Below are 7,653 nucleotides of genomic sequence, written 5' to 3' on the forward strand. Positions count from 1 at the left end.
GGCGCCGAGGTGGGGGGCGGCGGCGGGGCCGGGCGCGGCGGCGGGGGCGTTCTCTTGTGCTCCGGCTCCGGGGCCGGCTTAGTAGGGCGGCCCTCGTCGAACCCCGCGGCGATCACGGTGACCCGGACCTCGTCGCCGAGCGCGTCGTCGATGACCGCGCCGAAGATGATGTTGGCGTCGGGCGCGGCGGCGTTCGACACCAGCTGGGCGGCCTCGTTGATCTCGAACAGGCCGAGGTCGGAGCCGCCGGAGATGGACAGCAGCACGCCGTGGGCGCCGTCGATGCTGGCCTCCAGCAGCGGGCTGGAGATCGCCATCTCGGCCGCCGCGACGCTGCGGTCGTCGCCGCGCGCCGAGCCGATGCCCATCAGCGCCGAGCCGGCGCCGGACATGACGGACTTGACGTCGGCGAAGTCCAGGTTGATCAGGCCCGGGGTGGTGATCAGGTCGGTGATGCCCTGAACACCGGACAGCAGCACCTGGTCGGCGGCCTTGAACGCGTCGAGGACGCTGACCTGCCGGTCGGAGATCGACAGCAGCCGGTCGTTGGGGATGACGATGAGGGTGTCGACCTCGTCGCGCAGCGTCTCGATGCCGGCCTCGGCCTGCATCGCGCGGCGCTTGCCCTCGAAGCTGAACGGACGCGTGACCACGCCGATCGTCAGGGCGCCGAGCGAGCGGGCGATGTTGGCCACGACGGGCGCGCCGCCGGTGCCGGTGCCGCCGCCCTCTCCGGCGGTGACGAACACCATGTCGGCGCCCTTGAGGACCTCCTCGATCTCCTCCCGGTGGTCCTCGGCGGCCTTGCGGCCGACGTCCGGGTTGGCGCCGGCGCCGAGGCCCCGGGTGAGCTCGCGGCCCACGTCCAGTTTCACGTCGGCGTCACTCATCAGCAGCGCCTGGGCGTCCGTGTTGATAGCGATGAACTCGACGCCCTTGAGTCCCTCCTCGATCATCCGGTTGACGGCGTTGACGCCGCCGCCGCCGATGCCGACGACCTTGATGACCGCGAGGTAGTTCTGCGGTGCTGCCACGACGAGGGGCCTTTCCGCTCGCTCTATCCGACCGCAAGACCGGTCTGCCGACCGTGCCGCCGCGGTGTTCCCTGACCTGTGTGCAATTGGCGCGGGCCGGGAGCTTCCGGTCCACCGGACCGGGCGCCCTCAACCCTCACCCTCAACTTGAGGCTTACAGTTATGTCAACCTGAGGACTGATACGGACAGTAGGGCGGCCTTACCGCCAGGGTCAACTAACCTCCCCCGAACTCCACCGGCGTGTCGCACTGAGCGCCGGTTTGCCCAGGTTGGTGCAGCGCCGACCGGTGGACGCCCGCCCGTGGGGGCCGTCTCCCGCGCCGTTCTGCCGCGTAACGTCCGAATCATCCGTCTCAGCCGTCCCAATCCGCCGACCCGTTTCCGGCCGACCCGTCCAGCGTGCCCCATCGAACGGCCCCGCGCGCCCCGACACACGCACCGGAGGCGAACGGCATGCGATCCGATTTCCCCGGTCGTCCGGTTCCATGCGGTTCCGCGCCGCCGCTTTCCGCTCGCCACCGCTTCCTCGTGCCGCGCGGTCAGTTCGTCCGGAGGACGTCCGGGGAGCTGACGTCCACCCGCTGCACGGCGCGTCCCGCAGCGGTCCGCTGCAGGGCCTCCAGCAGCCTGACCTTCTCCTCGGCCCGTTCCGCCGCGCCCCACACGATCGTGCGGCCGTCCTTCAGGTACAGGGTGACGGCCGCGGGGGCGGGCGCCTCGACCTCCGTGACGAGCCCGCGCAGCGAATCCGGCAGGACGGTCAAGACCTCCAACGCCGCGAGCGTCGCCGCGTCGGACGGCCCGGGCGCGCCGACGCTCAGCACCGGCAGCCCGGACGGACGGGTCGTGCCGTCGGCGACGACGACGCCGTGCCCGTCGATCCGGTGGTACCGGCCGCCGTGCTCGAACATCGCGACCGGGACGCGCTCGTCCACGACGATCCGCACCGTGCCCGGCCAGTGCCGTTCGACGTCGGCCGACTCGACCTCCCGCAGCCGCTCGACGCGGGCGCGGATCTCACCGGTGTCCAGCCGGGCCATCGGCACGCCGAGGTCGACGCCCGCGGCGGCCGTGATCCGGTCGCGCGGCGCCAGTTCGGTGCCGGTGACCTCCACGTGCCGGACCACCAGCAGGCGCGAGCCGAGCAGCACCCAGGTCACGGCGCCGAGCACGCCGAGGACGAGCAGCGCGACGAACACCGCTTTCCAGCGGCCGTCGACCGGGGCGGGCGCCGCGCCGTCCCCCGCTTCCCGCGTCTCCTCCGCCTCCCCCGCTTCCGCGGGTTCCAGCGGTTCCGCGGCTTCCCGGCGGCCCGTCCGCGACTCGGTCATGACCCAAGCTTGACAGTGATCGCGCCCGGCGGCCGCCGATCGCGGCGGCCCGGCGTGTCACCGGCGCGTCACCGCCCGGCGCGCCGGGCGAGCCGCTCCAGGATCGGCGGGCCGAGCGCGGTGACGTCCCCCGCGCCCAGCGTGATGACCAGGTCGCCGGGCCGCGCGAGCGACGCCGCGGTCTCGGGGACGTCGTCGCGGACGGGCGCGTACACGGTCTCGGTCCCGGGCGGGACGGCGTCGGCGACGAGCTTGCCGGTGACGCCCGGTTCCGGGTCCTCGCGGGCGCCGTACACGTCGAGGACGACCGCGACGTCGGCGAGGCCGAGCGCCGCGCCGAACTCGGCGGCGAAGAAGCGGGTGCGGCTGTACAGGTGGGGCTGGAACACCGCGACGATCCGCGGCTCCTCCTCCCCCGAGCCGCCCTTCTCGCGCGCGTAGTCGCGGGTGGCGTCCAGGTCGGCGGTCACCTCGGTGGGGTGGTGGGCGTAGCTGTCGAAGACCTCCACGCCGCCCGCCTCGCCCTTGCGCTCCAGCCGCCGCATCGCGCCGCCGAACGCGGCGAGGCCGTCCCGCACCGCCGCGTCGTCCAGGCCGAGGGCCCGCGCGACGGCGACGACGGCGGTGGCGTTGAGCGCGTTGTGCCGCCCCGGGACGCCGAGGGCGATCTCGAGGACCTCGCCGCCCGTCTCGCCGGATCCGGCGATCTCGAACCGGGAGCCGAGGCCGCGCGGGGTGAATCCGGTGACGCGCAGGTCGGCGCCCTCCGCCTCCCCGTACGTCCGGACGGTGAGGCCGCGTTCGCGCGCGCGCTCGGCGAGTTCCATCGCGACGGGGTCGTCGGCTCCGGCGACGAGCGTCCCGCCGGGTTCGACGCGGTCGACGAACCGGGCGAAGTTCTCCTTGACCTTCTCGAACCCGCCGTAGTTGTCGAGGTGGTCGGCCTCGACGTTCGTGATCACCGCGATGTGCGGCGTGTACATCAGGAACGACCCGTCGCTCTCGTCGGCCTCGGCGACGAACGCGTCGCCGGTGCCCTCGTCGGCGCCGAGGCCGGTCGTGACGAGCTGCCCGCCGATGCAGTAGGACGGGTCGGCGCCCGCGTGCTGCAGCGCGACCGTGAGCATCGAGGTGGTGGTCGTCTTGCCGTGCGTGCCCGCGACCGCGACGGCGCGCCGGCCCGCCATCAGCGCGGCGAGCGCGGCGGAGCGGTGCAGGACCCGCAGGCCGCGTTCGCGGGCGGCGACGAGTTCGGGGTTGCTTTCCCGGATCGCGGTCGACACCACGACCGTGTCGGCGTCGCCGAGGTGCGCGGCGTCGTGCCCGACGCGGACCCGCGCGCCCATCCCGCCGAGCTGGGCGAGCAGCTCGGAGTCGCGGGCGTCGCTGCCCGACACCGGGATGCCGCGCCGCAGCATGATCCGGGCGATGCCCGACATCCCGGCGCCCCCGATGGCGATGAAGTGGACCCGGCCGAGCTCCCCGGCCGGGGGGACGCCGCCGACGTCGCTCGGATCGATCAGGCTCATCGCTGGGCGCCCGCCGCGCGGACGACGTCGTACACCATCTGCGCGAGCGCGACGTCGGCGTCCCGGCGGCCCATCCGCCCGGCGGCCTCCGACATGTTCGCGACCCGGGCTGGGTCGGCGAGCACGGGCAGGAGGTTGTGGGCGATCCAGTCGGGCGACAGTTCGGCGTTGTCGACGAGCATCCCGCCGCCCGCGGCGACGATCGGCTCGGCGTTCAGCCGCTGCTCGCCGTTGCCGATGGGCAGCGGCACGTACACCGCGGGCAGCGCCACCGCCGCCAGCTCCGCGCAGGTCATCGCGCCGGCGCGGCACATGGCCATGTCGGCGGCGGCGTAGGCGAGGTCCATGCGGTCACAGTAAGGGATCGTCACGTACTGTGGTCCGCCCGACACCTGCTCGGGCTCCTCGGTGTTCTTCGGCCCGACGATGTGCAGCACCTGGATGCCGGCCTGCCGGAAGTACGGCGCGGCGGCGACCGCGGCCTGGTTGAGCGACCGGGCCCCCTGCGACCCGCCGAAGATCAGCAGGGTGGGCAGGTCCGGCAGCAGGCCGAAGTACGAGCGGGCCTTGTCGCCCATCGCGAGCCGGTCGAGGGTCGCGATCTCGCGGCGCAGCGGGATCCCGACGAACGTCGGGTTCGGCAGCGGCGAGTCGGCGTGCGACACCGCGACGTGCTCGGTGAAGCGGGCGCCGAGCTTGTTGGCGAGGCCGGGCTTGGGGTTGGCCTCGTGCACGATGATGGGGATCTTGCGCTTGCGGGCGGCGAGGTAACCGGGCGTGGCGACGTAGCCGCCGAAGCGACGAGGACGTCGGCCTGCGCCTGGTCGATGACGGACGCCGCCGCGTTGATCGCACCGCGCAGCCGTCCGGGCACCGTGAGCAGCTGGGGGGTCAGCGTGCGCGGCAGCGGCACCGGCGGGATCAGCGCGAGCTCGTACCCTCGCTGCGGGACCAGCCGGGTCTCCAGGCCGCGCTCGGTGCCCAGGCAGACGACCCCGGTATTGGGGTCGTTGCGGCGCAGCGCGTCCGCGAGGGCCAGCGCGGGCTCGATGTGTCCGGCGGTGCCCCCGCCGGCCAGGACAACCCTCATGCTCGTTGACAACTCCTCATGAAAATCACCGACGTGCCAGGCCCAGCCAGCTTAGAGCCCTCACGACCGGTCCGGGGCCCCGTGCGGAGAGTGCCTGCCTCGCGCCGGGCTCGCGTTTGGCGAAGGCGAGCAGCATCCCGAGCGCGAGCAGCGTGGGGATGAGCGCGGAACCGCCGTAGGAGACGAGCGGCAGCGGGATCCCGGTGATGGGCAGGACATTGATGACGGCGCCGATGTTGATCACGGCCTGGACGACGAGCCACGCCGTGACCGCGGCGGCGGCGAGCCGGGTGAAGGTGTCCTGGACGCGCTTGGCGACGCGCAGGCCCGCGTAGGTGAGCAGCCCGAACAGGCTCAGCACGACGAGGGTGCCGACGAGCCCGAGCTCCTCCCCCACGATCGCGAAGATGAAGTCGGTCTCGGCGTGGGGAAGGTAGTCCCACTTCGCGCGGCTCTCCCCCAGGCCCGTCCCGAACACGCCGCCGGACGCCATGGCGTACAAGCCCTGGACGCTCTGGTAGTTCGTGGTGAGGCGGTTGCCGGACGGGTCGAGGAACCCGGTGAGGCGCTGCATCCGGTAGGGCTCGACGACGATGAGGATCGCCACGAGCAGCAGGACCATCCCGGCCATTCCGACGAACAGCCGTCCGGGCGCGCCGACCACCCACAGCAGCGCGAGGAAGATCGTCAGGAGCACCAGCGTGGTGCCGAGGTCGCTGCCGAGCATGACCAGCAGCACCAGGAACCCGGCGCCCGGCAGCAGCGGCACCAGCAGCGGCCGCCACTCGGTGAGCTGCCCGAGCCGTTCCTTGCGGGCGAGCAGGTCGGCGCCCCACAGGACGAGCCCGAGCTTGCCGAGTTCGGACGGCTGGATCTGCACGGGGCCGAGGTCGATCCAGCGGGTCGCGCCCCAGGCGCTGCGGCCGAGGCCGGGCACCAGGACGAGCGCGAGCCCCACCATCGACACCAGCAGCAGCGGGTAGGCGAGGGCGCGGAACGTCTTCACCGGGAGCCGGGACGCCAGCCACATGCCGGGCAGCCCGATGGCCACCCACAGCGCCTGCTTCTGCACCAGCGTGTACGCCGAGCCGGTCGCCTGGAGCTGCTCGACGCTGGACGCCGACAGCACCATCGTCAGGCCGAGCGCGACCAGCAGCACCGTGCAGCCGAGCACGAGGTAGTAGGAGGTGAGCGGACGGTCGAGGAGGCCGACGGCGGCGACCGCGCGCTCGCGCGGCCCGAGCCGGGACCGGGGACGCCAGGCCCCCTGGTCGGCCGGTACGGAGTCGGCCGGTGGGGAGGCCATCGCGCCGCGCCCTACCGGGCGTCCCCGTCGCGGCCCGCGGCGAGCCGTTCGACGGCCGCGATGAACGCGTCCCCGCGGGCCGGGTAGTTGGCGAACATGTCGAAGGAGGCCCCGACGGGGGCGAGCAGCACGGTGTCGCCGGGACGGGCGAGCCCGGCGGCTTCGGTGACGACGCGTTCCATGGCCCCAGTGTCGGTGTCGGCGACGTCCACGACCGGGACATCCGGCGCGTGTCGCGCGAGTGCCTCGGCGATCCGCCGCCGGTCGCGGCCCATGAGCACCGCCCCGCGCAGCCGCCCGGCGCACGATCGGACCAGGTCGTCGACGTCCAGGCCCTTCAGCAGGCCGCCCGCGATCCACACGATCGGCTCGTAGGCGGCCAGGGACGCGGCGGCGGCGTGCGGCTGGGTGGCCTTGGAGTCGTTGACGTAGGCGACGCCGCCGACGTCGGCGACGTGCTGGATCCGGTGCGGGTCGGGGACGAACGCGCGCAGCCCGTCCCGGATCGCCTCGGGCGGCACCCCGTACGCGCGGGCGAGGGCGGCCGCCGCGAGCGCGTTCGCGACGTTGTGCGGGGCGAACGGCCGGACGTCCTGGAGCGCGGCCAGCTCGGCCGCCTCGGTCGCGGGGTCGGCGGTGTAGGCCCGGTCGACGAGCAGTTCCTCGACGACGCCGAGTTCGCCGGGCCGCGGCACCCGCAGGGTGAACCCGACGCGCCGCTCGACGCCCGGGGCCTTCTCCGCGAGGGCGGTGGAGGTGACGTCGTCGGCGTTGTGGACGGCGACGCAGCCGGGCGCGTAGATCTTGCCCTTGGCCTCGACGTAGGCGTCCATGGACCCGTGCCAGTCGAGGTGGTCGGGCGCGACGTTGAGGACGGCGGCCGCGGCCGGGGCGAGCGAGCTCGACCAGTGCAGCTGGTAGCTCGACAGCTCCACGGCCAGGACGTCGTGGTCCGCGGCGACCGCCTCGACGATCGGGGTGCCGACGTTGCCGACGGCGAGGGCGTCGAGCCCGGCGGCGGCGAGCATGCACGCCAGCATCCGCACGACGGTGGTCTTGCCGTCCGTCCCGGTGATCGCCAGCCAGGGCGCCGCGCCCTCGGCGGGCCGCAGCCGCCACGCCAGCTCGACCTCGCCGATGATCTCGATCCCGGCGGCGGCCGCCGCGGCGAGCAGCGGGACGTCCGGACGCCAGCCCGGCGAGGTCACGACGAGGTCGACGCCCTCGGGGAGGGTGTCGCCGTCGCCGAGCCGACCGTGACCCCGAGGGCCTCCAGTTCGGCGGCGAGCGCGCGCCGCCCCTCGTCGTCGCGGGCCTCCACTGCGGTGACGCGGGCGCCGCCCGCGCCCGGCGAGCGCGCGG

At 74.0% G+C, this 7,653-nt stretch carries 4 protein-coding genes and 2 pseudogenes; all 6 read right to left on the bottom strand.

What is annotated here, in order from left to right; translation table 11 throughout:
- A partial coding sequence (gene ftsZ / locus BJF79_RS27925; protein WP_075901823.1) for a cell division protein FtsZ occupies nt 1-1,034 on the bottom strand: 1,034 nt, incomplete at its 3' end.
- 540 nt (nt 1,035-1,574) lie between these two features.
- A complete protein-coding gene (locus tag BJF79_RS27930) occupies nt 1,575-2,366 on the bottom strand; it encodes a cell division protein FtsQ/DivIB (protein WP_262402681.1) in 792 nt (263 codons plus the stop codon).
- A gap of 68 nt (nt 2,367-2,434) precedes the next feature.
- Nucleotides 2,435-3,895, bottom strand: coding sequence for a UDP-N-acetylmuramate--L-alanine ligase (murC, locus tag BJF79_RS27935; protein WP_075901825.1), 1,461 nt, complete (start codon nt 3,893-3,895; stop codon nt 2,435-2,437).
- A pseudogene (murG, locus tag BJF79_RS27940) lies at nt 3,892-4,985 on the bottom strand (undecaprenyldiphospho-muramoylpentapeptide beta-N-acetylglucosaminyltransferase). Before murG ends, murC begins: the two are co-directional and overlap by 4 nt.
- Nucleotides 4,986-5,010: 25 nt before the next feature.
- Nucleotides 5,011-6,291, bottom strand: coding sequence for a putative lipid II flippase FtsW (gene ftsW / locus BJF79_RS27945; RefSeq protein ID WP_075901827.1), 1,281 nt, complete (start codon nt 6,289-6,291; stop codon nt 5,011-5,013).
- Between the two features lie 11 nt (nt 6,292-6,302).
- A pseudogene (gene murD, locus BJF79_RS27950) lies at nt 6,303-7,653 on the bottom strand (UDP-N-acetylmuramoyl-L-alanine--D-glutamate ligase); the annotation flags it as partial.

Origin of the sequence: Actinomadura sp. CNU-125 (assembly GCF_001942465.1) — a bacterium.
GTDB lineage: Bacteria > Actinomycetota > Actinomycetes > Streptosporangiales > Streptosporangiaceae > Spirillospora.